Origin of the sequence: Pauljensenia hongkongensis (assembly GCF_001746855.1) — a bacterium.
Lineage (GTDB): Bacteria > Actinomycetota > Actinomycetes > Actinomycetales > Actinomycetaceae > Pauljensenia > Pauljensenia hongkongensis.
On record NZ_CP017298.1, the window covers coordinates 162,406 to 163,931 of the forward strand.

The window sequence follows — 1,526 nt, forward strand, 5'->3', positions numbered from 1 at the left end:
CCCTCCCCCGCCAGCCCTTGGAGTCTGGCGGCGAGGCGCTTGACGCCGCGCTGCCGGGCGTCGGCCCCCCACAGGGGCGTGAGGGCGGCGGCCGGGTAGGGTTCGACGGCCGTGAGGCGGAGGGAGCGGATGGGGCCCTCCGGCCGGGCGGCGCCCTCGGCCCAGCCCAACAGGTTCCAGCGCACGCGCTCGGCGATCTCGTCGGGGCTCATGAGGTCGACCCCGCGCCACCTCCGGGTCAGCTCCCCTCCTCCCCCGGCGCTGGCCTCGACCAGGAGGGCGTCGGCAAGCAGGCCGCGGCGCGCGAGGAGGTCGGCGAGGTCGTGGGCGCAGCGCAGGGCGGGCGCCAGCACGGCGTCGACGTTCTCCCCTCCCTCGTCGATGTCCACCCCGGTCCCGATGTCGCCGAGGGGGCGCGGCGCCCCCGCCAGGACCAGCTCCCCGCCGCTGGCGGCCCGCCACAGGAACTCCCCCGCTGCCCCGAAGCGGCTGGAAACGGCCGTGGCGCCCATGCCCAGCAGGTCCGCGCACACGCGGATCCCCAGGCGGCGCAGCAGCGCGACCGCCTCCTCGACGCGGTCGCGCAGGCCCGGGGGCGCCAGGCCAGTCACCACCGGCCCCAGGGGAACGCCCGAGAGGAAGCGGTCCGTTCCCCCCGCGGGGACGATGCGCCCCTGCCTCGCCGCGCAGACGGCGCCCAGGGGGCCGTCCGCGATCCCGGCGAAGCACTCGACGCCGACGCGCTCCTCCACGGCCTCGACGAGGCCCCGCGCGGCCCCCTCCTCCCCGCCGGCCCAGCGGGCGGGCCCCGCGGCATTCGCCCAGGCCAGGCCGGGCCGCAGGCACTCGACGCCCGCGGCCACCTGGTCGAAGGCGCTCAGGACGGCCTCGAAGGCCCTCCCCTCCCTCTCCACGTCGCGCGGCAGGCACACGAGTTCCGGGCACAGGGAGAAGGCGTCCCTGGCCCTCATGCCCACTCGGACCCCCCGCGAGCGGGCGGCGGCGGTGGCGGCCTCGACGCGCCCCGAGGCCACCACCGCCCCGGGCTCCCCCGCCTCCAGGCCGGCGGCGAGGGAGTTGACGGGCCAGTCGGGGACCCACAGTGCGATGCGCCTCATCTCATACCGCCTCCCGCAGGCCCGTGGCGAGGGGGCGGGAGACGCCCGGCCAGGGGCGCTCGGTGATGATGCGGTGCCCCCGCGCGCGGGCGCGGGCGGCGAGGCGGCGCTGTTCCTCCGGGCTGAGCGCGGCCCGGCCCACGCACAGGACGTCGACGGCGTCCAGGCACAGCGAGCACACCAGTGCCGCGCTGACGTGCCCGGGGACCGCCACGACGAGGACGCGGTCGAGGTCGAGCCCCTCCTGGTGGGCCCACTCCCACCCGATGTCGGCCACTCCCACGAAGGCGGCCCACCCCCCGTCCGGGCAGGAGCCGAGGACGGCGCGCACGAGGCGGGACCGCGCGGCGGGGGCCTCGACCACCGCGGAGCCGACGACTTCCAGGTTCCCCGGCCGGCCGCGCGGCG

The 1,526-nt window shown here is 78.6% G+C and carries 2 protein-coding genes; both read right to left on the reverse strand.

What is annotated here, in order from left to right; genetic code table 11:
* The coding region (locus tag BH719_RS00730) for a DNA polymerase Y family protein (protein WP_009399880.1) at positions 1-1,118 on the reverse strand (1,118 nt) is incomplete at its 3' end.
* Position 1,119: 1 nt separating this feature from the next.
* Positions 1,120-1,526 (reverse strand): hypothetical protein (locus BH719_RS00735; RefSeq protein ID WP_009399882.1); only part of this gene is annotated, 407 nt, incomplete at its 5' end.